Genomic DNA, 25384 nt, shown 5'->3' with positions numbered 1-25384 from the left:
TTCTTACTGAGCCGGGGATTTGTCTCCCCCGGCTCAGATTTTTCGCGCCCGTCGCATCCCCTGGCATTGTTTGTGTCAGCTCTCCTTCCTTATTCGCCAGGGGCTTTTTTTACTGTGTTGTTCGCCGGATATGACCGGAGGAAAACCTACCAAAGTAAGATGTGCCTGCTGTCATCGCTTCCTAGTATGAAGTTACACCAAAGCTTTCTTTGTGTGCGCACCAATAAATATAACGATGGATCAGAATCATGATTAAAAAAATAACCTTGTTTTATACCGCCGCCCTGTTACTCGGAGGCAGTATGCTGGCTGAAGCCGGAACCAGAACCGATTATACCTTTTCCGCTGAAAGCTACAGTGGTTCCAAAAGTCGTCAGTACAGTGTGTATCAGCCGGATGGCCTGAGCAGTGCTGCGCCGATGGTAATGGCATTGCATGGCTGTAAACAGAATCAGAATGATGTACTGAACGACTGGGGGCTGACGGCAGCTGCCGACCGTTATGGTTTTATTCTGGTTACCCCTTTTATTACCCGTTACGACGGCCTGCGTAATGAAAACTGCTGGGGTTTCTGGTTCGATAACGAACGCCATCAGGGTGGTGGTGAGGTAGAAGATTTAAAACGCATTGCAGAAAGTGTTGAAGCGGATTACAGCATTGATCCGCAGCGCCGTTTTATTACCGGTCTTTCTTCCGGTGGTGCCATGACCGTTGTTGCTGCAACAGCACATAACGAATACTGGACTGCCGCAGCAACGGTTGCCGGTCTGCCTTATGGTGAAGATTCTGCGTCGGTATCGCTCAGTGGCCAGTGTCCGGGTTATGCCACTTTTCACTCGGTTGCACGGGTGGCTGAGGATATGCGCAACGAAATAGACAGTAACCGGGTTATTCCTCTGATGGTGCTGCAAAATGAAAATGACTGCACCGTACTGGCACAGGCCGGACGTAATATTCGTGATGCTCATTTGCAAGTATTCGGTGCCAGTGGTTTTACTAATCCGACGGCAGCCTTGGCTGATAGCCAGGACTGTTCGCCGTATTACCAGAATAATTATGGCTGTGTACACAATACCTACACGCTGGATGGCAGCAGCGGCAGTGCATCGGTAGTTGAGACGGTTTTTCTGAATGGCCCGGCGGCTACGCCCAATACTCAGGATACCGATCACGGCCATTACTGGGTTGGTGGTGAAGACGGCAATAACGGTAAGTGGTCGGTACGGGTCGGCCCCAGCTATCCGGATATTATCTGGGATTTCTTTAACCGCCAGACAGGTAGTGGCGGTGACACTACAGGTAAGCCGGTATGTGTTATTTATGGCGATAATCCACAACAACTGAATCTGGGAACCGTATTCAGTGATGCCGGTGCCGGTTGCAGCGATGCCAGTGGTACATTAACCGTTACAGCCACCTGCAATGTAAATACCGCCGTTGTTGGCGAATACCACTGCGATTACAGTGCAGAAAACAGCGCGGGCAGTAAATCGGTACGTCGCATTATTAATGTGATTGACCCTGATGCACCTCTGGAAACCTGCAGCGAAATAAGCGCCACTCCGGCTGCGCATATCAGTGCCGGACGTGCGGTTGCAGGCGGCAGTTTCAGTCTGCGGGCTGTCAGTAATGGTGACCAGCAGGATATTGGTTACGCTTACGACAGCTGGGGCAGTGTTACCCTGACCGAAGGTGAAGCGGGGCTTTGGTATGCACAAAAACCGGCAGCCTGTAATGGTACATCTGACCCCGATCCGCAACTCGATACCTGCGATGACTGGTACAGCACTAACCTTGCACACCAGCAGGCCGGGCGTGCGTATTACAGCATGGGGTATTACAGCACTGGCGGAAATGATTCTCTGGGAGCGGTATCCGGTGTGTACACCTGGGTTAAATCAGGCAGCAGTGGTGTGTATCAGGCTGGCCGTTGTAATTAATTTTTCATAATAAAAAAGGCCGGGCAGTAATATGTCCGGCCTTTTTTATGGTTTTATTTTCATTTATTTTCGCTGGTCGTACCAAAGTACGGTATTTATCAGTATTGCCGGAAACTAGAATTCAGTGATGTTGCAGAGTGTTATTTTTCTGCCATTTTTCAGTTTTCCGGAGTCTTTATTGTGTCCTATCAGGATTTTCCGAAACTTATCAGTGCCACTGAAGCGGCTGCTCTTGTGCAGGATGGCGATACGCTGGCGACCTCCGGTTTTGTCGGTATCGGTTTTCCGGAGAAACTTGCCATCGCTCTGGAAAAACGTTTTCTGCAGGAGCGCTCTCCTAAGGAGCTGACACTGGTTTATGCCGCAGGGCAGGGGGATGGTAAGGAAAAGGGCCTGAACCATTTTGCCCACGAAGGATTGGTCCGGCGGGTTATTGGTGGTCATTGGGGTCTGGTTCCGGCGCTGGGAAAACTGGCGGTGGAAGGGAAGATAGAGGCTTACAATTTACCGCAGGGCATTATTTCGCATTTATACCGTGATATCGCTGCCGGAAAACCTGGCCTGCTGAGCCGGGTTGGTCTGCATACCTTTGTCGATCCGCGTCATGATGGCGGACGTATTAATGCCAATAGTCCGGAATCTCTGGTGCAGCTGCACTGCATCGGTGAAGAAGAATTTCTGTTTTATAAAAGCTTTCCTATCACCGTTGCATTTTTACGCGGTACTACTGCCGATGCGCGCGGCAATATCACCATGGAAAAAGAAGCGCTGCCATTGGAAAGTCTGGCGCTGGCACAGGCCGTACGTAACAGCGGTGGCAAAGTGATTGTGCAGGTTGAGCGTCTGACATCGCAGCACCGGCTGCATCCGTCGCAGGTGGTTATTCCCGGTATTCTGGTCGATCACATTGTGCTCGCCAGTGGCGATCAGCATTTTCAGACCTTTGCTGAATTTTATAATCCGGCCTACAGCGGTGACGTGCGTGTGTCGGATCATCTGCCCAGTGATGAACTCAGTATCCGCAAAATTATTGCCCGTCGCGCGGCACTGGAATTACGTGATCAGGCGGTGGTGAATCTGGGCATTGGTATGCCGGAAAGTGTGGTGCGGGTGGCCAGCGAAGAAAAGGTTTTAAACCAGCTGACACTCACCATTGAGCCCGGTGGTATCGGTGGCCTGCCCGCCGGCGGTTTAAGTTTTGGTGCGGTGGCCAATGCTGAGGCGGTGGTTGATCAGCCGGCGCAGTTTGATTTTTACGATGGCGGAGGTCTGGATCAGGCGTTTCTTGGTCTGGCCGAAGCCGATGCCTGCGGCAACGTAAATGTCAGTCGTTTTGGTTCACGCCTGGCGGGTGCCGGTGGCTTTATTAATATCAGCCAGAACACCCGCGAAGTATTTTTTCTCGGCAGTTTTTTTGCCGGTGGTGTGCAACCGCAGATTCATCATGGCGAGGTTGATTGCCAGCGCAGTGAAGGGCTGGGCAAGTTTGTCAGCCAGGTGCAACACCTGACCTTTAACGGTGCTTATGCACTGAGCCGGAATCAGCGCGTGCTGTATATCACCGAGCGCTGCGTATTCCGCCTGCAGCGTGCAACCGATGGTACCGCGAGGCTGGAATTATGTGAGCTGGCGCCGGGCGTTGATCTTGAACGCGATGTACTGCGCTTTCTGCCATTTACCCCATTAATTGCTGATGACCTGCGACCGATGCCCGCAGCGATTTTCCGTTCGCAGCCTATGCGTCTGCAGCTGCGGCCAGCAGTACGCAGTTAATTATTACCTGATAAAGGAGTGCTCATGAATATTGCCAATGCAGTGGTTGCTATTACCGGCGGCGCCCAGGGACTCGGTCTGGCGATGGCCTGCCGTCTTGTTGCCCGCGGTGCCCGTGTCGCATTGCTGGACGTAAATGCCGACAAGCTTAACGAAGCGCTTACCCATTGTGCGGCAGCCGCGCAGGAGCATGGTTACAGCACGGATTGTTGTGCGGCGTATCCGTGCAATGTGGCGGACGAACAACAGGTGGAAAATACCTTTTCCGCTATCGTTCGCGACTTTGGTCAGCTGGATGCACTGGTGAACAACGCCGGCGTATTGCGTGATGGTCTGCTGCTGAAAGTACGTGATGGCGAAGTAACGGAACGCCTTAGTCTCAGCCAGTGGCAGACGGTTATTGACGTTAATCTGACCGCGCCTTTTCTCTGCACCCGTGCGGCGGCCACACAGATGGTTGGCCAGAAGCGGGGCGGCTGCATCGTTAATATCTGCAGTATTTCCATGGCCGGCAATATGGGGCAATCGAATTACTCGGCGGCCAAGGCCGGACTGGCGTCGATGACGGTGGTATGGGCGAAAGAACTGGCCCGTTACAACGTGCGTGTCTGCGCTATTGCACCGGGTTTTATTGCTACAGATATGACCGCGCATATGAAACCGGAAGCGCTGGAAAAAATGACCCGTCAGATTCCGCTGCAGCGTATGGGCGAGGCTGATGATATTGCCCACACGCTGCAATACCTGCTGGAAAATGAATATATCAGTGGCCGCATTGTCGAGGTTGATGGCGGTTTGCGCCTCTGATTTCGCCGTACCGTTTATACCCGGCGGAGGTGCTGTCCCGGCGGGTATCCGGAAAACAATAAACACAACGGAGATTGCCTATGTTTGCCCGATACCCCATTCACCTGCTGACCCTCACCGGTGCTGTTCTGCTGGCCTCCTGTGGCGGCGATGACAATAACACCCCATTTAATATCCGCCCGGATTTTATTCAGGGCACACTGACGGCGGTGGAATACGATGGCGTCAGTGATGATCTGCTGACCGCCGGCCTTGGCGTCAGTGGTTTACAGGGTGCTGCACCGGCCTATGCCGACGCGCAACATCCGACGGCCGCAGAGCTGCGCCGTAAAGCGATTTACAGCAATTACCGCGCGCTGCTCGATACCACCACCGAAGGCGGCTTCGGGCGATTGTACGGCCCTAATATTTATCGGGGAGAAGTGCAGGCCCACGGCGGAAAAATCGCCGGTAAAGAATACGTTTTCCTCACCGACAGTGGCGACGGTGTGCAGCGTAACGTGACCGTTGCCGTGCAGATTCCTGCCAGCTTTGATCCGCATAATGCCTGTCTGGTGGTGGGCGCTTCATCCGGTTCACGCGGGGTATACGGAGCCATCGGTACCTCGGCCGAATGGGGGCTGAATAACGGCTGCGCGGTAGCGCTGACCGATAAAGGCACCGGTAACGGCGCGCACGATCTGGACTCCGATACCGTGATACTGGCCGACGGCACTTTAGCCAGTGCAACGGCAGCTGGTACGGCCTCGCACTTTACCGCCAGTGATGCCGGGCTGGATGATTTCAGCGCCACTTATCCTGCCCGTGTGGCTTATAAACACGCCCACTCTGGTGCCAACCCGGAAAAAGACTGGGGATTGTTTGTGCTGCAGGCTGCTCAGGCCGCGATGTACGTGCTGAATCTGCCGGAGAATTTCGGCCGTGAAAATGACGCCGGTAAAAACCTGCAGGTATTGCGCCGCAACAACACGCTGGTGATTGCCGCCAGTGTATCCAACGGTGGTGGCGCCTCGCTGCGTGCCGCAGAACTCGACAGCAGCGGCCTGATTGATGCTGTGGTGGTATCGGAACCTAATGTACAGCCAGCTCAGGCGTTGGCTGCCGGTTACAGTGTGCAGCAGGGCAGTTATCAGTGGAATCAGCTTGGCCGCAGCCTGTACGACTACACCAGCCTGCTCAGTGTGCTGCAGCCCTGCGCCAGTGTGGGTGCCGATGCTGCCGCCGTGGGTAGTGGCAGCGTTGCCCGTTGCCATGCGCTGCAGAGCGCCGGTCTGATCAGCGGTGCCAACGATGCCGAACTGGCAGCCGCTGCACAGCAGCAGTTACGTGATTACGGTCTGGTGCCGGAACAGGATTTTACCCAGCACGCCAATAACACCATTAAAGTGCCGCAATCCATTGCCGTTACCTACGCCAATGCCTATGGCCGTTTTGGTGTAAGCGATAATCTGTGTGACTTTTCAATGGCGTTTGGGCCTCTGGCGCCGACTTCCGCCACCACCACCCAGCTGGCCGACCTGTTTGCCTCAGGCAACGGTATTCCACCAACCGGCGGTATCGTGCTGATCGACAATAAAACCGGCAGCGAAGACCGCGCCGCCAGCGCCGACCAGAACCTCGCCGGACACCTGTGCCTGCGCGATCTGGCTTCAGGAGCTAACGCTGCTGATCAGACCAAAGCCCAGCGTGTAGCGGCCGGTATCGCCGAAGTAAGCGCTGACCCGCGTAAGCTGAACGTACCGACGGTCATTGTGCATGGGCGTGCCGATGCCATTATTCCGCTGAATCATTCATCACGGCCGTACTTCGCTATTAACCAGAGTCAGGGCAGCAAAGCCAATGCTGATCTGCGCTATGTCGAAGTGCTCAATGCCCACCACCTCGACCTGCTGAATGGCCTGTTTCCGGGCTACAAAACCCGCTACGTCGGCCTGCATTATTACTTTGGCCAGGCACTCGACCAGATGTATGCCCACCTGCGTAACGGCAGCCCGCTGCCCGGCAATCAGGTGGTTGCCACTACACCACGGGCCGATGCTGCCGACCTGCTGACCACAGAAAACCTGCCAGCCATGCAGACTGCAGACAACGTAAGCAGCGACTGCCGTATTCAGCTGACTGGCAAGACCCTCACCATCCCGGCTGGCTGCGGTAACCCGGTGCTGTAATGAAGGCGCTGTAATGACCGCGGCAGAGCGCTGACAACCGCCGCTCTGCCGCTTGTTTTGCCGCGCCAGCTCCACCTATGGAGCCGCCCGAAAAAAACGTATACAATGCGGGCACTTACGACCTGAGCCTAAAGTTGCTCATACGTAAACCGCCCGTAGCTCAGCTGGATAGAGCGCTGCCCTCCGGAGGCAGAGGTCAGAGGTTCGAATCCTCTCGGGCGGGCCATTTCCAGCAAGACTTTCCGCGCTAGTAGCTACTAACCAACTCAGCTTTGAGACCAGATTGAGACCAGTCTGAGACCATCTTGGATTTTGGTTGTTTTTTGATCATCTGCTTTTGATTGTTGCTCCTCCTGGCCCCACTCCTAGCATTGCTTTACCTCCTGGCCCTTTGCCGATATGGTCATCAATATGGCAAGGAGAGCGAACATGGACAAAAAAGCACAATACGAACTGACAGCCCCAAGGATGACGTTGTGTCCGGTTTGCTTTGAAGAAATAACAGTGAGAAGACTGGAAAAGCACTTACTCAAAGAGCATTCCCGCGCAAAACAAATCTGCTGCATCTCTTGTTCTGCGCCCTTCAAGAAATCCAAGTACGTGCAGCACATACGAAATGATCACTCCGATGGCTTTTGGATTGGTACTGGGGTTAAGAAAGCGCAGTTAAACATGGTTATTCAACGCTGGTATAGCCCCGTGCCGGACAAGAATACCCTCTACACCTGCTCAGCCTGTCATTCAGAAATTGAATCCAATCAGCTCTTTCAGCACCAGAAAACGGTTCATGGCATTGATTATTTGAACCCTAAGGTCATTGCTACCATGCAGCCTGGCCGCCTTGGCAAGGGAAACGAAGACTACAATACCGCCAAAGAGTTGAAGAACGCCGCCACCGTCAAGTTCACCGTGCGCGGTGTTGTGCCGTTAAGGGTATGCCAGGAGTTGATCATCAACTCTGCTTACTGGTACACCCATCAAAGCGGAAAACCAGTTCGAGCCCCAAAGCATCATAATAGAGTCACCTACTCGCCTTTTACTGGCGGGCGCATTTCCTTCGGGGCCAACACCTTCCTTATTCAAAAGGCCGCTGAGAAGTTGATTGAGCTGCTGGAAATCAGAACTGACGACCATGGTCGTTTATTGGTGGATCCTGCTGTTTTTGCAAAGGAAGCCACAGAAATTGTGGCCTCCTCGGTAAAAAGCAAAAACGGCCGGTATGCTCAGTACCCGATTCAGGATGATGGGCACATGCGCTTCGGAGCACAGTCCATCCATGTTCCCAGCTTCATCAAAACCTTCACGGAAGAATTCCGTATCCGCAACCGCATCCCCTTATAATTTGACACAAATGTTAATGGGGAATCTGGAAGACCCTCATCAAAACAGTTACCATCATCATAATTATGATCATCTAAGGAATATCCTCAGGGATGACATCCAACGCACAGATTGAAAGCCTCGCCTCAACAGGTCAGCGCGAGCGGCTATGGCAGATCGATTTCCTGGCCCGGTTCCGTGGTTACTTGTCCCGGCAGGATCTGGCCGATCGGTTTGATATTGCGTTATCGAATGCCACCCGGGATCTGACTCTTTACCGTGAGTTAGCGCCGGGCAACCTGGAATACAACAGCAGCAACAAAAGCTATTGCCGCGCCCCTGGCTTCAAACCCTTATTCACTTACGACCACGAACACACCCTGCAGGTGCTGTCACAAGGCCAGGCACGCGGGTTTGATGCCTTTCAGCAAAGCATCCGCATCGAGTCTTCCGCCAATCTGAACGAACCTGATCTGGACATTCTTGCCACCTTGTCGCGCGCCATCTGCAACCATCAGGCTTTGCAGGTCACCTATGTCTCGGCAAGCAGTGGTGATCAACAACGCGCCATTGTCCCGCATGCTCTTATTAACACCGGTTTGCGTTGGCACGTGCGGGCTTTTTGCCGGCAACACCAGCAATTCCGTGACTTTGTCCTTACGCGCTTTCTGGCCGCAGCTCCTTTAGCTGGCGCTGAGCAAGAGCATGAGCAGGCGCATAACGATGATGACTGGAACCAGCACATCACACTGGAGCTGGTGCCTCACCCCAAAGCTGCTTTTAAAAGAGCCATCGAGCTGGACTACGGCCTGCAGCCTGGTGCCACTCTTAACATTCAGGTGCGTGCCGCAACCGCTGGTTACCTGTTACGACGCTGGGGGGTTGATTGCTCTCGAGCAGGCGGGCTGTCGCCAGTGGAATACCAACTGCACCTGCATAACCGATCAGCCCTTGAAGGCATAAACTGCCTGCGCATCGCGCCCGGTTTTTCTATGGATAACAACACATGACGTCACAAACAGCACTGCAGCAATTTGGCTTCAAATATGGCCGCAATGGGGCTCATGCAAGCCGCACCATGATGCTCAGTGAAATTACGGAGTTATTCGCCGTATTGCCTGCATCCGCCAGTCCGGCCCAGTACCAACAGGAAATTGTGCAGTTTAATGTGCTGCACAAACCCACAGAAAAGTCCCGTCAGCTTACCTGGCGGCATTTGTGCGACCTGTATGGCATGGACAGCAGCATTCCATTGTTCCGGGTATTCAGACAGTTATGGGATAGCGACCCCGAAGCACGATTGCTGCTGGCCTGCCAGATCGGCCTTACCCGCGATCCTCTGCTGCGCATCTCCAAAGAAAAAATCCTGGCGCTCGAACCTGGACAGGTGCTGCCCAGAGTGGAAATGGAAGAGCTGTTTAAGGAACGCTGCCACGATCGGTACAGCGATGCCACACTGCGCTCCATCGCGCAGAACGTAAACGGAACCTGGACCAGCGCCGGTTACCTGCAAGGCCGCGTAAAAAAAGTACGCTCACAGCCTAACGTGCGGCCGGTCAATGTCGCCTTTGCCTTGTTTCTGGGGTACCTACAAGGCGCAACCGGCAACCGCTTATTTACCAGCGAATGGGCTCGTATGCTCGAGTGCACACCCGATCGCCTGCAAGATCTGGCGCGCATCGCCAGCCAGATTGGACTGATCAACTTCAAACATTCCAGTGACGTTATGGAAGTAACCTTCCCCAATTTTCTGACCCGGGAAGAGGAGGTATGGCGCCATGAGTAACCGCATTAATCGTCTGATCCAAAGCTACAACCGCCAGATCAGCATTCCGTGGGTGCATAACCTGGCCGATGAACAGCGGGTAATGTTTGCGGTTTACCACCGCGAAGATGAGTTACGCCTGCGCGCTCGCCTGGAAGAGTTCAAGCTGGCGACCGAAAGCTGTGGCCATCCCTGGCTGGAATTGGATATGACACACTTGTTCCCGGAATGGATGGCCAGCCAAAAATACCGTGAAGAATACTTTGCCGACCCGGAAAGCCTGCAGCCTAAATACAAAAGGTTCATTAGCCAGTCGGTCGAGAAACTGGCCGCCATCATTGCGGAAAAAGCCGATAACAACACCCTGATAGCCCTGGTTGGCTGCGCCACCTTGTTTGGCTTTGGTTCAGTCTCCGACTTTGTAAAACAGCTGTCAGCCCATGTGCCGGGGCGGCTGTTGGTCATGTTCCCCGGCGAATATGAAAACAACATTTATCGTCTGCTCGATGCGCGTGATGGCTGGGGTTACCAGGCCATTGCCATCATGGCCGACAACTGAAAAAAGACGTTACAAGGAGTACGTTAGCTCATGCTGAATCGTGATATTTACCAGCTGGAACCCAGCCAAAATCGCTTGGCCAACAATGGCGTCGCCCAGGTTAAAGATGACCTGTCAGAACCGGCTCTGAAAACCCTGCGCTATGAGCTGGAAACCTTCGTTTGCGACGGTGAATACGAAGCCGGGATGGACAAAATCCTGTCTCAATATCTGCGTAACTTAAACGACCAGCATGAGCAGCCCGGCGTATGGATCTCCGGTTTCTTTGGTTCAGGGAAGTCGCACCTGGCTAAAATGTTACGCGCATTGTGGGTCAACCAGAGTTTTCCAGACGGTGCCAATGCGCGCGATATTGCCGATTTGCCGCAGGAAATTCGTGACCACTTCAAAGAACTGAGCATTGAAGCCAAACGTCATGGCGGGCTGCATGCTGCGTCGGGCACGCTGGGTTCTGGTGCCAACAACAATGTGCGCATGGCGCTGTTAAACATCCTCTTCAAATCCGCCGGATTGCCGGAAGAATACCACCAGGCCCGCTTTATTATGTGGCTGAAGCGGGAAGGATTATTCGAGCAGATTAAAGCCGCCGTAGAAGCCGATGGCGACAAGTGGGAAGAAGAGATCGACGACCTGTATATGTCGACCAGCATCGCTTCGGCGTTATTAAAAGCCGACAGCACACTGGCTACCGATATTCCGGGTATGCGCCAGTTACTGAAAGACCAGTACCCGATCGTTACGGACGTTACGAATAAACAAATGGTCGATGCCATCATCGATGCCATCAGCGTTAATGGCGAGTTGCCACTGACTTTGATTGTCCTTGACGAGGTGCAGCAATACGTCGGCCAGGATGCAGAAAAAGCCCACCAGATTCAGGAAGTAACAGAAACCATCAGCGGCCATTCCGGCTTTAAAAACAAAGTTTTGTTTGTGGCAACAGGCCAGAACGCCTTATCCGGAATGCCGAACCTGCAGCGCTTAATGGGCCGCTTCCCCACCACCGTGCAGCTGTCCGACACCGATGTGGAATCGGTTATCCGCAAAGTCATTCTGCAGAAAAAAGAATCGGCCAAGCCGCAAATTGACTCATTGCTGAAAACGCATTTGGGTGAAATTTCCCGTCACTTACGCGGCACCCGCATCGAATACCATCGTGATGACGAAAAAGTCATGCTGGCCGATTATCCTCTGCTGCCCGTACGTCGCCGTTTCTGGGAGCGCGTGCTGCGTATCGTCGATACAACGGGTACGGTTTCGCAACTGCGTAACCAACTCAAAGTCGTGCACGAAGCCACTCAAAGCACGGCCGATAAAGAACTGGGCTATGTTGTACCCGCCGACTTTATTTACGACCAGATTGCCAACAACCTGCTGCAAACCGGCATTATTTCCAAAGCAGTTTCCGAAAACATTGGCCGCTTAAAAGCCGGTGATGAAAACAGCCAGATTCAAAGCCGCCTGCTGGCTCTTATTCTGCTGATTGGCAAGCTGCCCACCGACCCGGTATCCGATGCTGGCGTGCGTGCCACGCCCGATATGCTGGCCGATTTGTTAATCGATGATCTCGGCAGCGGCAAAGACCAACTACGCACCCAGGTACCGGAACTGCTGGAAGACCTGGCCAGCCAGGGCCTGATTATGGCCATGCAAACCCAGGCGGGTACGGAATACCGCTTACAAACCCAGGAAAGTGCGCAGTGGTACGACACCTTCCGACAAGAAGAAGCAACCCTGCGTGGCAACATGCAACGGGTCGAAAACCTGCGCATCGACTTGCTGCAAAAAGCCTTGCGCCAACAGATTCATCAGGTTCGGCTAACGCAGGGTCGCCACGTCAGCGAAGCCCGGCAAATACTGATTCATACCGATGCGGAGCTGCCACGCGATGCCAGCGAAAAAATATACGCCTGGCTGCAAGACGGCTGGGGTAACAGTGAAAAAGACTTCCTGAACGAAGCCCGTCGCCGGCCGGCGGGCGACCCGACCATCTTCATCTTTGTGCCTGCGCGCAACAAATCGGAACTGGCCGCCGCCTTAATTGCGCAACACGCCGCCGAAACCACCTTAAGCCTGCGGGGCATTCCCAATACCGACGCCGGCAAAGACGCCCGCTCGGCCATGGAAACCCGCAAACGCGATGCTGAAAAGCACGTTGAAACGCTGCTGAAAGAAATTCTGGATGGCGTCATGGTGTGGCAAGCCGGTGGTGCCGATGTGGATGGCAACAGCATCAGTGAGCGGGTAGAAACCGCCGCCAGGGCATCCCTGGTGCGTCTGTACCGCGAGTTCGACGCCGCCGACCATGCAGGCTGGAGCAAAGTGTACGACCGCGCCCGCAAAGAGGGCGGCCATAACGCACTGGAAGCGGTCAACCACAGCGGCGATGCCGACAAGCATCCGGTTTGCGCACAAATTAAACGCTACATTGGCGTATCCAAAACCGGCAAAGAAATCCGCGATTATTTCCTGGCCGCGCCCTATGGCTGGCCGCAGGATGCCATCGACGGCGCTCTGTATGCACTGCTGGCAGCCGGCGTCATCATCGCCAAAGACAGCAGTGGGCGTGCCATTAAAGCGCCAGACCTGGAACGCAAACAAATTACCCAGGTCGCCTTTTACCCGGAAAACGTCACCATCAGCCCGGTTGATCTGATTAAGGTACGGGGCGTTATTGGCAAATGGCTGGGCGTTCAATGCCAAAGTGGTGAAGAAAGCACCCGCCTGCCCCAGATGATCGAAAAAGCCCGCGAACTGGCCCAACGTGCCGGTGGCGAAGCACCGTATCCGCAACAACCCGATACCCAACTGTTTGATGATATTGCCCGTCAGTCGGGCAATGCCCAGATCAAGCTCGTGGTGGAGCACCAACAGGCACTTTTAGATGCCCAACAACACTGGCAGGAACAAGCCCAGGCCATTCAGGTGCGCAGCAACGACTGGGATCAGCTGCAAACGCTGCTGGAATTAAGCAAAGACCTGGCGTTTTACGCAGAGATCAATAAAGAAGCCGAGGCCATTCGCCAAAACCGCTCGCTGCTCAGCAATCCGAACCCGGCCAAGCCGCTAATTCAACAGCTGGTCAGCAAACTGCGGGATGCCGTTAATCACCATGTACAGGCCTACCTCGACACCCACGCGCAACAACTGCAACAACTGCAGGCCAATGCCGACTGGCAACGTCTGGACGACCAGCAACGCCAGCAGATGCTGGCCAAACGTAACCTGCTGACCTTGCCACAACCCGAACTGAGCGATGCCGATACCATCATCGATGCCCTCAACGACGTGAGCCTGACGCAATGGAGCGACCGCACCGACTCGCTGGCCAGTAAGTTCGACAGCGCCCGGATGGAAGCGGTGCAACTGCTGCAACCCAAAGTGCAGCGCATAGACCTGCCGCGCACCACCATCAGCACCGAGACCGAACTCAATGCCTGGCTGGACGACGTTAAAGCCCGGGTTTTAAACAAACTGAATGACGGCCCCGTAACCTTTTGACGAGCAGCGACGTAATGATGAACACCCTGCATTCAAACCATCGCCAACCGCTGGAAAAACCCCTGCGTGCGGCGCTGGAAAAAACCGTTATTAAAGCCCGCGACATCGCCGAGGCCGCCGCTGCCACCGCTCTGAACCGCTTAGGCATAGGCGAAGCCAAAGCCCCGGATTACTTAAGCGATGCTGAACGCACGCTGCGTACTCGTTTGCGCGCCCACGGTCGCCAACTGGGTGATGTTAAAAACGCTAACGGCAGCCAAAGCACGCACCAATTACGCACGGAAGTTGCCTACGAACACTGGCACCGTATGTTGTTTGCCCGCTTCCTGGAACAAAACCACCTGCTGATGTATGAAGCCGGCGTGCCACTGACCCTGCACGAATGCGACGAGCTGGTGCGCGACGGCGTGTACCGCGATGACCAGGAACAAGCCTGCCGCAACGGCTGGGAACTGGCCGGGGTGCTGGCCTCAAAAATGCTGCCGCAGATCTTCCGCGTGGAATCACCCGTATTTGCTCTGCATTTTGCCCCGGAAGACCAGCGCGAGCTGGAACACCTGCTGCACTCCCTGGCCCCGGAAACCTTCCAGGCTCAGGACAGCCTGGGCTGGGTTTACCAATTCTGGCAGAGCAAGCGCAAGGAAGAGGTCAACAAGTCTGAGGTCAAGATCGGCGCCGACGAACTCTCGCCCGTCACCCAGCTGTTTACCGAACCCTACATGGTCAGCTTCCTGCTGGATAACAGCCTGGGCGCCTGGTGGGCCGGGCAGCGGCTGACGGAAGCCGACTGGCAAACCGCGCACAGCGAGCAAGAGCTGCGCGACAAAGCCGCCATTCCTGGCGTACCACTCAGTTACCTGCGCTTTGTGCAAGACGACCAAACTCAACAATGGCAACCCGCCTCCGGCAACTTCGACGCCTGGCCCAAGCACTTAAGCGAACTCAAAGCTCTCGACCCCTGCTGCGGTTCCGGCCATTTTCTGGTGGCGGCGTTTTTGATGCTGGTGCCCATGCGTATGGAACTGGAACAGCTTACCCCGCAACAGGCGATCGACCGGGTGCTGAGTGAAAACCTTCACGGCCTGGAGCTGGACCAGCGCTGCGTCGAGCTGGCGGCCTTTGCCGTGGCGCTGGAAGCCTGGCGTTACCCCGATGCCGGTGGCTATCGCACGCTGCCGGAACTGCACCTGGCCTGCAGCGGCCTGTCCATCGCCGCCGCCCGTGACGAATGGAAAGAGCTCAGCCGCAAGGCTGGCAAGCAGAACCTGACCATTGCTCTGGACTGGATGTACCAGACCTTTCAGGATGCCCCAGTACTCGGCAGTTTGATCAACCCGCGCCGTAGCAAGGCCGCGCAGATCGCCCAGTGGAGCGAATTGCAGCAACTGTTGGGCGAAGCGCTCACTCAAGATCAGGCCAACCAGCAGGGCCAGGCCGACGGCGAAATCTCCGCCCTGACCAATCGCCTGGAAGCCGGTATTGTCGCCCAGGGCCTGGCCAAGGCCGCCGAGCTGCTGGCTGGCCAATACACCTGGGTCATCACCAACGTGCCTTACCTGGCACGCGGCAAGCAGCACGAGACCCTCAAGGACTACTGCGAAGAGTATTACCCGGAAGGCAAAAACGACCTGGCCACGGTGTTTCTTGATCGTTGCCTGGAGTTCTGTGTACAGGGTGGCAACGCCAGTATTGTGTTGCCACAGAATTGGCTGTTCTTAACCAGCTACCGTAAATTCAGGGAAAAGCTACTGCTTAGAGATAACTGGCGGCTTGTCATAAAGCTCGGCGGCGGTGCAGAGGCCTTCGAAATCGGACCTGGCAACATCACTAATATTGCTATGGTCTCTATTGTCAGTGGCAATAGCGCTGACCAGTCTGCGGGTCTGTTGAGAACTAGCGAGCAGGGCAACTGGATTCGTGGGGTGGATGTGTCCAAACCGCGCACTGCTGTAGAGAAAGCGGTGGGCTTGCTGGCAGATGAAGTGAAGAGTGTGGAGCAAGGTAAGCAGCTACAAAATCCAGATGCGACCATTATTCTTGACACGTCCGACATAGCAACGAGGCTGAATACGAAGGCTAAGGGGCTAGCTGGAGTCCTCAATGGAGACTCTCCTCGTTTTCAGCGTCAATTTTGGGAGTTCAATCAACGACCAAATATCTTCGTTTTTCAACAAGGCACTGTAGTTGAACCACTCCACTTTGGTGGCATGGATAAAGTCATTGAGTACGATGACGTTAATGGTCACCTTAGGCTTCCGGCTGAGTTTCGTCGCGAAAGACTTCATGACTCAGATCAGAGAGGTAATGCCGCGTGGGGTAGATGGGGCGTCGCAATCAGTCAAATGAGCGTGCTACCAACTTCACTGTATGTGGGCAACAAGTTTGATTCTAACATCGCTGTTGTTCTTCCTAATAATGAGGACGTGCTCTCAGCTCTTTGGTGTTATTGCTACAGCAGTACATATAACGAAGAAGTGCGGAAAATTGATCAAAAACTAAACGTCACAAATGCCACTTTGGTTAAAGTACCGTTCGACCTAGAACACTGGACCAAAGTCGCCGAAGAACAATACCCCAACGGCTTGCCCCAGCCCTACACCAACGACCCCACCCAGTGGATCTACCACGGCCATCCCTGTGGCTCGGTGATCTGGGACGAAGACCGCAAATGGACCGCCCACGGCGAAGTGCGCGTCGATGACAGCGTGCTGCAAGTCGCCGTCGCCCGCCTGCTCGGCTACCGCTGGCCGGCAGAGCTGGACCCGGAGATGGAGCTGGCCGCCGAACAGCGCGAATGGGTCGAGCGTTGCCAGGCACTGTCTGGTTTTGTCGACGACGACGGCATTGTCTGCCTGCCACCGGTGCGCGGTGAAAAAGCCGCCGACCAGCGCCTGGAAGCCCTGCTGCAAGCCGCCTATGGCGATGCCTGGACCACCCCGCTGAAAAACCGCTTGCTCGATGCCGTCGGCAGCAAATCCCTGAGCCTCTGGCTGCGCGACAAGTTCTTTGAGCAGCACTGCAAGCTGTTCCAGAACCGCCCCTTTATCTGGCATGTGTGGGATGGCCTGAAAGACGGCTTCAGCGCCCTGGTGAACTACCACCAGCTTGACAAGGCCGGCCTTGAGCGCCTGATCTACACCTACCTGGGCGACTGGATCCGCACCCAGCAAGCGGGTGTGGCCAACGGCGAAGACGGTGCCGATATCCGTCTCGCTGCGGCAGAAACCCTGAAAACCGAGCTGGAAAAGATCCTCGAAGGCGAAAAGCCCTACGATATCTTCGTGCGCTGGAAACCCCTGGCGGAACAACCCATCGGCTGGAACCCCGACCTCAACGACGGCGTACGCCTCAACATCCGCCCCTTCCTGCGGGCCAAAGACCTGGGCAAAAAAGGCGCCGGCATCCTGCGCTGGAAACCCAACATCAAATGGACCAAAGACCGCGGCAAAGACGTCGAATCCGCCCCTTGGTATTCATTAGGACTGGAATACGGCGAGGGCGAAGGCGCGCGGATCAATGATCATCACCTGGCATTGGAAGAAAAGCGTAAAGCAAGGGAGAGCAAAGCATGAGTAACAAGATAGCGGGAGCAGAGTACCCGCTGGCGAAAATCTTCAGTTCTGACTTCGACTTTGTTATTCCGGCTTATCAAAGACCGTATGCATGGACTGATGACCAGGCCTTGGAGCTATTCGACGATCTCTACAGTTTCTATTTGGCGGAGCCGGAGGATGACTCGTATTTTCTTGGCAGCATTGTGCTGATCAAGGCAGAAGGCAAGCCAGCATCCGAGGTGATCGACGGGCAGCAGCGACTGACCACGCTGACGATCTTGTTATCGGTGATCACCAGTTTGCTTGAGGGTGAGGTGCGTTCTGATTTCGAAGGTTATATCCGTGAGCCTGGCAGGCTTTCGCAAGGTATCCGAGCCAAACCCAGGCTGAGCTTGCGCGAGCGTGACAGGCAGTTTTTTGCCGATTATGTCCAAGCGTTCAAATTCAACGAGCTGTTTGCCCTGGAGTCTGCCCAGCTGGAAGAGCCACAACAAAACATCCAGCGCAATGCCAGACTGCTGAGGGACAGGCTTGTATCGGCTTTTGCCAACGATACAGCTGGTCTTATCCGGTTTGGTGCTTCGCTGATCCAGCGCTGTTTTCTGGTTGTGGTGTCCACGGCCAGCAAAAAATCCGCGTTCCGGGTGTTTTCCGTGCTGAATAGCCGGGGATTGGATTTGTTGCCGACCGATATTATTAAGTCCGATGTGATCGGTAATATCGCTGCGGCAAAGCAAGAAGACTTTACCAATACATGGGAAGAGCTTGAGGTCAAAACTGGGCGAGCGGGTTTCGCTGAGCTTTTCAATCATATCCGCATGATCTACGCGCGGGCAAAGGCTCAGCGCACTCTGCTGGAAGAATTTGAGGAGCATGTGGTAAAGAAATCGACCAGCTCTGAACAACTGATTTCGAAGGTCATTGAGCCATATGCCATGGCTTACCTGATTGCCAAAAAGAGTGAGTACATCTCGACAACGAACGCAGCTGATGTAAACGCTCTGTTGAAGTGGTTGAATCGCATCGACAACTCTGACTGGATGCCCTGTGCAATCCAGTTTTTGTCTACCCATAAGGATTCCCCGGCGTATGTACTTTGGTTCTTTCAACAGCTGGAGCGACTGGCAGCTTACATGCACGTCTGCGCTAAAAACGTAAACCAGCGTATCGTTCGTTATGCTGTTGTTCTCGAAGAGCTCATGGGGACGCATTCACTGGAAAACCCGATTAAGACGATTGAGCTAACGGAAAACGAAAAAAGTGAAATGCGGGATGTGCTCAATTCGGATATTTACTATCTGACGGCACGTCGACGAAATTATCTTATCCTGCGATTGGATTCTTTCTTGTCAGATGGCGCAGCTAGCTATGACGCTAAAGTGCTGACCATCGAGCACGTACTGCCGCAAACGGTTGAAGCCGGTAGTGAGTGGGAAGAAAACTGGCAGGATGCTGACGTCAGACAGCAATGGGTACACAAAATTGCCAACCTTGTGCCCTTGACCCAGCAGCGCAATTCGGCGGCCAGTAACTTTGACTTCACCAAGAAGAAAACTGCTTACTTCGGTGGGCGCCAAGGCGTTTCATCTTACGTGATGACAACTCAGGTGTTGAATACACAGGAGTGGACTCCGGACGTGGTCAACACACGTCAGAACAATCTGCTTGAGGTATTAGAAGCTGGGTGGAAACTTAAACCTATGTCTGCAGTATGCCTTTAGGCAAGCTGCAGAGAGGATGGATAGATCACAATAGATGGTGTCAGATGGGCAATGATTCATTCTGGATTTTAGGTGCTACACAATGAGTGCAATTCATACACTGTCAATCTCTGGCTTTAGGTCAATCCGCAAGATGGATAAGCTGCGATTACGCAACTTGAACGTGCTGATTGGCGCCAACGGGGCCGGCAAAAGTAATTTTGTCGCCTATTTTCGTATGCTATCTGAGTTGGTAGAAGGACGTCTGCAAGTATGGGCGAGCAAGCAAGGGGGAGCTGATCGGATTCTGAGTTATGGGGTAAAGGAGACATCAAGTCTTGAGACCCTTGTTTGCTTTGGCGATAACGAATATGAGTTGGTGTTGGAGTCCAACGCTGATGAAAGCTTCACCTTTACTAAAGAGCGTATCTACTTTTCCGGTGTTTACTATGGGCCAACCGACAAAAAACTTGGCACAGGGCATTTGGAGTCCAAGTTAAAAGAGCGCATTGCGCTCGGTGATGGAGCGTCGGTGGCAAAATTTTGTTATGGAGCTATTTCCGGTTGGAAGGTCTATCACTTCCATGATACCAGCGATACAGCGGGTGTTAAGCGGTGGTGTGCTGTACACGATAACGAATATCTGCGTATGGATGCCTCGAATCTATCAGCTTTTCTTTTTCGGCTACAAAATGAAGAGCCTGAGGTTTACAGTCAGATCATCAAAACCGTTCGTTTGGCCGTGCCATTCTTTGATGACTTTGTATTGACACCAAGAACGCTGCCAACTGAAGAGGAACAAGTTCGTCTACTTTGGAAGCAGCAAGACAGCGACTACGCACTTTGGCCCAGTCAACTGTCGGATGGTTCAATTCGTTTTATCTGCCTGGTAACGGCGCTGATGCAACCGCGGCTGCCTTCCACCATTATCATTGATGAACCCGAGCTAGGGCTTCACCCCTATGCCATCACCTTGCTGGGAGCTTTGTTACGTTCTGCGGCTAAGCGTACCCAAGTCATTATCTCAACACAGTCTGTCCCGCTACTGAATGAGTTTGAAATAGACGATCTCATCATAGTTGAGCGTGAGCAGGGGGCTTCGGTATTTAAACGTCTGGATGAATCTGATTTTGAGCGTTGGCTTGAAGATTACACGGTTGGTGAGCTGTGGGAGAAGAATGTTCTTGGCGGGAGGCCGTCACGATGATTCGGGTTCACGTAATCTGTGAAGGGCAAACCGAAGAAATGTTCGTGAATGAGCTGCTACAGCCTACCTTCATTAATAAAGGTATTTGGTTGGTTCCGGCTCTGGTGGGCAAGCCCGGGCATAAGGGTGGCAACTTCAAATTTGAGCGTCTTAAGTCCGATGTGGAAAACCGCTTGCTTCAGGAGCGGACCGCTTACTGCACTACCTTCTTCGATTTTTATGGTCTTCCAATGAGTTTTCCAGGAAAAAACGATGTTGACGATAGTGCCGATGTTTCAGAAAAAGCCGATGTAATGAAAGCCAAGATGACAGAAGAGCTGAGTCGGTTTTTAGGCCAGGATGCCATGCGCCGTTTTATTCCATATGTGCAGATGTATGAGTTTGAAGCACTGCTGTTCAGTGACCCTGACGCTTTGGCAAGGGGCGTTGATAAGCCTCAGATTTCTCAGCAGTTGAGCGCGATTTGTAACACATTCTCAAGTCCTGAACATATTAATAACAGCCCCCATACAGCGCCCAGTAAGCGCATTGAACAGCTGATCTTCGGCTATGAAAAACCCTTGATGGGTACCTTGGCGGCACTTGAGGTGGGCCTTAACGTAATGCGGGAAAAGTGCGCGCTTTTTGATGGCTGGCTAAAAGAGTTAGAGGCTATACCTCTGTTGAGCGCAAACGTCGAATGAGCCAAGGACTGTTATGAAACTTATTGACCTGCTGAGCCAAGAAGTTCGTGCCAGCGCCGAATACAACGCCAGTGCCCAGCTGGCGCCTTCTGTCATTCTTTGGACCGACAAGCTGCGCCAGTGGGAATCGGCGCTGCCCTTACTGCAAGCTGCGTTGCCGGAGCTGGTTGTATTTGGTGATTATCAGCCTGAGAAACGTCAGGGACCGGCGGTCTGGATCAAGTGTGTCATTGAAAATGCACTGCCAGAGTTCCAGCTGCCTGAGGATAAAACCCCCATTATTTATCTGCCCGGTTTAGAACGTCGTGATTTGCGCGCTATTTCCAGCTGTCCAGTTACTTTGATGCCACTGGCCGAGCTGCAATACCGTGGTTGTTGGTGGGCTTACAACAGTACCGGCCGTGATTGGACGGTGAATGCTTTCCTGACGTCAGCCAATGGTGGCGCCGGATTGGATGTGGCGCGTGACGAAAAAACTCAGCAAGCCATGTTGCGGGTACTGAACGAGATGCTGGAATCGGATCAGGCGGAGTTAGAAAGCCGTCGCCTGGAAGCTGCCGACTTCAATAAGTTGATTTCCAATGATCCTGTCCGGGACCTGTTGACCTGGATGAATGATAGCCGTGCTACCCGCGAACGCTGGGACCAAAGCCGCTGGCAGGCGCTGTGTGGTATTTGTGAAACCGAGTACCACTTCAGCCCGGAACGTGATGGGGATATTACCGCCGCAGAATTGCTGTGCCAGAGACAGGGTATTTGGGAAACGGTATGGCAGCGCTTTGTGGAAGGGGCAACCCATTATCCGAAGCTGCCGGCGCTGTTGATGTCGGTCAGTTATGATCTGGCGGCCGATGGCGAGAGTTATCCGGCCATTAACCAGTCGGAGGAAGCAGCTCTTGAAGCAGCACTGCGTAAGTTGCTGGATAAGCAGACCAGTGATGTGCGCCAAGGGATTCTGTCACTGGAGCGGCAACATGCTGATCGCCGTGGTTGGGTATGGACACAGTTGGGATTATCGCCGCTGGCATCGGTTCTGGAGCCTTTAGCCGTTGTCGCCAATCTTACTCAGAATGCCTTTAGTGGCACCATGCCGGAAGAAATGGCGACTCAGTATCGGGAGCTTTATTGGCAGACGGATGATGCTTATTTGCGGGTACTGGCTTTTTCGCTTCCCCCGGCATTACAAGAGTTGGTACAGAAGCTCTTACACCATGTTTATACGCCCTGGCTGGATGATATTACGTTGTCATTCCAGAAGCTGGTTCAGGTTAAAGGTTACCCCGGCAGTGGCAGCACTAAAGAAGAAGTGGGTAATTATCAGCCAGCCGGTGAGTTGGTGTTTTTCGTTGATGGGTTGCGTTACGACACCGCACAACGATTAGTGAAGCGTTTGCAGCCCCTGGGTAATGTCTCGCTGAAATCCAGCTGGGCCGCTTTGCCATCTGTAACGGCGACTGCGAAGGCGGCGGTGACACCGGTTACCGATCGTATTACGGGTCGAATCAGTGATGTTGATTTTGAACCCAGCCTCAAAGAGGACGATAAAGATTTCTCTGCTCATTACCTGAAGAAGTTTCTGGCTGAGAAAGGTTGGGATTATCTGAGTGAATCTGAAACCGGTAACCCCACCCGGAATGCCTGGGTGCAAAGCGGCGATATCGATACGGAAGGCCATGTTAAGGGCATTAAGTTGGCTGCCCGCATCGATACGTTGTTGCATGAAGTGACAGAGCGAGTAGAAGAGTTACTGGCTGCTGGCTGGACGAAGATCCGGATTGTTACCGATCATGGCTGGATTCTGACGCCCGAGCCTATGCAAAAAACCGATTTGCCCAAGCATTTAACCGAGACTCGCTGGGGCCGCTGTGCGGTTCTGAAAGAGTCTGCTTCTTCCGGAATGCTTGAGGTGGGCTGGTACTGGAACCCGCAAGTGACCATTGCAATGGCACCCGGCGCTCGTTGCTTTAAGGCGGGTCAGTGTTATGACCATGGCGGGCTGAGTTTGCAGGAATGCCTAACACCCATGATTGAGTTGGTGAGTACCAAATCCTCCCGCCAAAAGACGGTGCAGGCAAAGGTGGGGGATGTGCGCTGGATGGGGTTGAAATGCCGCATCAAAGTTGAGGCGGACGATGCCAATGTTGTGGCCGTGTTGCGCACCCATGCTGGCGATGCCAGCTCTGAGATCTGTAATCGTAAGCCGGTCAAAGAGGGTAAGTGTACCCTGATGGTTGAGGATGATCGCTACGAACAGCAGACAGCCGTGCTGGTTCTGCTGGATGAACATGACACTGTGTTGGCCAAAACGGCAACACTTGTAGGAGAGGAATAATGGAATTGGATAGCCTGGATCAAAAGGCGGCCAGTGCTTTCGATGGCTACATTGTACGCAAAGATCTGGTGCGTACCTTTGCCCGTCAGTTTCCGGTACCGACTTATGTTGTGGAGTTTATGCTGGGCCGCTATTGCGCCAGTACGGATCCTGATGAGATTGAGGAAGGCCTGGAGATTGTGCAGCGCCAACTGGCTTCCCGTACCGTTCGGGCTGGTGAAGAAGAGCTGTTTAAGGCCAGAGCTTACAAAGACGGTTCGATCAAGCTGATCGACATTATCAGCGCGCGTTTTGTCGAGAAAGAGCGTGGGTATCTGGCCAGTTTACCGAGTATTAACCTGAGCCGGGTTCGGATTCCCGATAAGCTGGTTGATGATAACGAACGCCTGCTGACCGGCGGCTTCTATGCCGAAGTGACTCTGGAATACGATTCCATCATTGCTGAAGAAAATGGCAATGCATTCGGCATCAAAGAGATTCGCCCTATTCAGCTGTCCAAGCGCAACGTTCTGGACGTTATGGCTGAAGCCAGGAAGTTTTTTGATAGCCAGGAGTGGAAAGATTTTTTGCTACGCTCCATCGGACTTGAGCCGGAGGCGATGACGCCTCGTGCGCGCGATGCGGTGCTGTTGCGGATGATTCCTTTTGTGGAACGCAACTACAACATGGTTGAGCTGGGACCGCGTGGTACTGGTAAGAGCCACTTATTCCAGCAGGTTTCTCCATACGCGCATCTGATTTCGGGCGGCAAAGCGACCATCGCGAAAATGTTCGTGAACAACGCCAATGGTCAGCGCGGCCTGGTCTGCCAGTACGATGTGGTGTGTTTCGACGAGGTGAGCGGCATTTCATTTGATACCAAAGAGGGTATCAACATTATGAAAGGTTACATGGAAAGTGGTGAGTTCAGTCGTGGTAAGGAAAGTATTCGAGCCGATGGCTCAATGGTGTTTGTTGGCAACTTCGATGTCGATGTTGAGCATCAGCAGCGTGTAGGCCACTTATTTGGCCCACTGCCAGCGGAAATGCGCGACGACACTGCCTGGATGGATCGTATCCATTGTTACCTGCCTGGCTGGGATGTTCCGAAAATGAATAAGGACCTGACGACCAATCACTTTGGTTTGGTCAGTGACTTCTTTTCCGAGTGCATGAGTCAGCTGCGTAACCAAAGCCGTGTTTCAGCCATGCAAAACCGCGTTCATCTTGGCGGAGCATTGAGCGGCCGGGATACCAATGCCGTGAATAAAACAGTATCAGGGCTGCTGAAGCTGTTATATCCGGATCCGGAGGCGACGGTATCGGATGAGGATATGGAATGGGCATTACGCCTGGCGTTAGAAGTTCGGCGTCGTGTGAAGGAACAGCAAAAGCGCGTTGGCGCTGCCGAGTTCCGCAACACCCATTTCAGTTATTTTATTGGCGATGACGGTATCGAAAAATTCGTTGCCACACCAGAACTGCGTGCAGACAACGAGATTGGCGATGATCCATTAGAGCCCGGTCAGATCTGGACGATCAGTGAGGGTGGCGCAGATATTGACGATAATGCAGGGCTTTACCGAATTGAAGTGAACGAAGGGCCTGGTTCTGGTGTGCGTATTCTTAACAATCCGGCTCCGGCAGCGTTCAAAGAATCGTTACGGTATGCCGAGCAGAATCTTTATGCCCGCTCTGTGCAGCTGGTTGGTGACCGTGATCCGAGATCTCACGAGTACAGTGTCCAGTTGCGTGCCTTTGATGCCGCGAAAAAAGGCTCAAAGCTTGGCGTAGCTGCCCTGGTTGCTATGTGCAGCGCGTTGCTGAAAAAACCAGTGAAAGGCGGCTTGATTGTGGTAGGTGAAATTAACCTGGGTGGCTCAATTGAGCCGATCAACAGCGCTGTGAACATTGCTGAGTTAGCAGTGGAAAAAGGCGCGACTGCGCTTTTGATGCCGGTTACTGCTCGTCGACAGCTTTATGATCTGTCGGACGAGATGGCGACTAAGGTGGACATTCAATTCTACCAGGACGCCCGCGACGCGCTTCTCAAAGCGATTGTGGAGTAGTTATTACTACTCCCATTTGGCAATCGG

Annotated in this window: 15 protein-coding genes and 1 tRNA gene; all 16 read left to right on the top strand. The window is 53.6% G+C overall.

Going from position 1 to position 25384, the window contains the following annotated elements:
- Positions 1 to 248: 248 nt before the first annotated feature.
- The 16 genes from HUF19_RS16760 (at position 249) to brxL (ending at position 25357) form a co-directional block, all read left to right on the top strand.
- Positions 249 to 1940 (top strand): extracellular catalytic domain type 1 short-chain-length polyhydroxyalkanoate depolymerase, encoded by a 1692-nt coding sequence (locus HUF19_RS16760; RefSeq protein ID WP_260997659.1) that lies wholly within the window; start codon positions 249 to 251, stop codon positions 1938 to 1940.
- 180 nt (positions 1941 to 2120) lie between these two features.
- Positions 2121 to 3713, top strand: a complete 1593-nt coding sequence (locus tag HUF19_RS16755; protein WP_260997658.1) for an acyl CoA:acetate/3-ketoacid CoA transferase — start codon at positions 2121 to 2123, stop codon at positions 3711 to 3713.
- A gap of 24 nt (positions 3714 to 3737) precedes the next feature.
- Positions 3738 to 4520, top strand: a complete 783-nt coding sequence (locus tag HUF19_RS16750; protein WP_260997657.1) for an SDR family oxidoreductase — start codon at positions 3738 to 3740, stop codon at positions 4518 to 4520.
- 80 nt (positions 4521 to 4600) lie between these two features.
- The gene (locus HUF19_RS16745; protein ID WP_260997656.1) at positions 4601 to 6688 is read left to right on the top strand and encodes a D-(-)-3-hydroxybutyrate oligomer hydrolase; all 2088 of its coding nucleotides are present in this window, start codon (positions 4601 to 4603) and stop codon (positions 6686 to 6688) included.
- A gap of 149 nt (positions 6689 to 6837) precedes the next feature.
- Positions 6838 to 6914 (top strand) — tRNA-Arg (locus HUF19_RS16740).
- A gap of 203 nt (positions 6915 to 7117) precedes the next feature.
- Positions 7118 to 8029 carry a hypothetical protein gene (locus HUF19_RS16735; protein WP_260997655.1) on the top strand — a complete coding sequence of 304 codons (912 nt, stop codon included), beginning with the start codon at positions 7118 to 7120 and terminating at the stop codon, positions 8027 to 8029.
- A 92-nt stretch (positions 8030 to 8121) separates the two neighbouring features.
- Positions 8122 to 9018, top strand: a complete 897-nt coding sequence (locus HUF19_RS16730; protein WP_260997654.1) for a helix-turn-helix transcriptional regulator — start codon at positions 8122 to 8124, stop codon at positions 9016 to 9018.
- A complete protein-coding gene (locus tag HUF19_RS16725; protein WP_260997653.1) occupies positions 9015 to 9794 on the top strand; it encodes a hypothetical protein in 780 nt (259 codons plus the stop codon). The genes HUF19_RS16730 and HUF19_RS16725 overlap by 4 nt, the downstream gene beginning before the upstream one ends.
- On the top strand, positions 9787 to 10332 hold the full coding sequence (locus HUF19_RS16720; RefSeq protein ID WP_260997652.1) for a hypothetical protein: 546 nt from the start codon (positions 9787 to 9789) through the stop codon (positions 10330 to 10332). Before HUF19_RS16725 ends, HUF19_RS16720 begins: the two co-directional genes overlap by 8 nt.
- Positions 10333 to 10362: 30 nt before the next feature.
- Positions 10363 to 13833 (top strand): BREX system P-loop protein BrxC, encoded by a 3471-nt coding sequence (gene brxC / locus HUF19_RS16715; RefSeq protein WP_260997651.1) that lies wholly within the window; start codon positions 10363 to 10365, stop codon positions 13831 to 13833.
- Between the two features lie 14 nt (positions 13834 to 13847).
- Entirely contained in the window at positions 13848 to 17405 is a 3558-nt protein-coding gene (locus tag HUF19_RS16710) for a BREX-1 system adenine-specific DNA-methyltransferase PglX (protein ID WP_260997650.1), read from the top strand.
- On the top strand, positions 17402 to 19108 hold the full coding sequence (locus tag HUF19_RS16705) for a DUF262 domain-containing protein (RefSeq protein WP_260997649.1): 1707 nt from the start codon (positions 17402 to 17404) through the stop codon (positions 19106 to 19108). Before HUF19_RS16710 ends, HUF19_RS16705 begins: the two co-directional genes overlap by 4 nt.
- Before the next feature lie 82 nt (positions 19109 to 19190).
- A complete protein-coding gene (locus HUF19_RS16700; RefSeq protein WP_260997648.1) occupies positions 19191 to 20294 on the top strand; it encodes an AAA family ATPase in 1104 nt (367 codons plus the stop codon).
- A gap of 44 nt (positions 20295 to 20338) precedes the next feature.
- A complete protein-coding gene (locus HUF19_RS16695) occupies positions 20339 to 20977 on the top strand; it encodes a DUF4276 family protein (protein WP_260997647.1) in 639 nt (212 codons plus the stop codon).
- A gap of 13 nt (positions 20978 to 20990) precedes the next feature.
- Positions 20991 to 23309, top strand: coding sequence for a BREX-1 system phosphatase PglZ type B (gene pglZ / locus HUF19_RS16690; protein ID WP_260997646.1), 2319 nt, complete (start codon positions 20991 to 20993; stop codon positions 23307 to 23309).
- Positions 23309 to 25357, top strand: coding sequence for a protease Lon-related BREX system protein BrxL (brxL, locus tag HUF19_RS16685; protein ID WP_260997645.1), 2049 nt, complete (start codon positions 23309 to 23311; stop codon positions 25355 to 25357). The genes pglZ and brxL overlap by 1 nt, the downstream gene beginning before the upstream one ends.
- Positions 25358 to 25384: the final 27 nt, after the last annotated feature.

This window comes from Thalassolituus hydrocarboniclasticus (genome assembly GCF_025345565.1).
GTDB classification, from domain to species: Bacteria; Pseudomonadota; Gammaproteobacteria; order Pseudomonadales; family Oceanobacteraceae; genus Venatoribacter; species Venatoribacter hydrocarboniclasticus.
The sequence above is the reverse complement of the archived record's forward strand: the minus strand, read 5'-3'. Positions and strand labels throughout refer to the sequence as shown.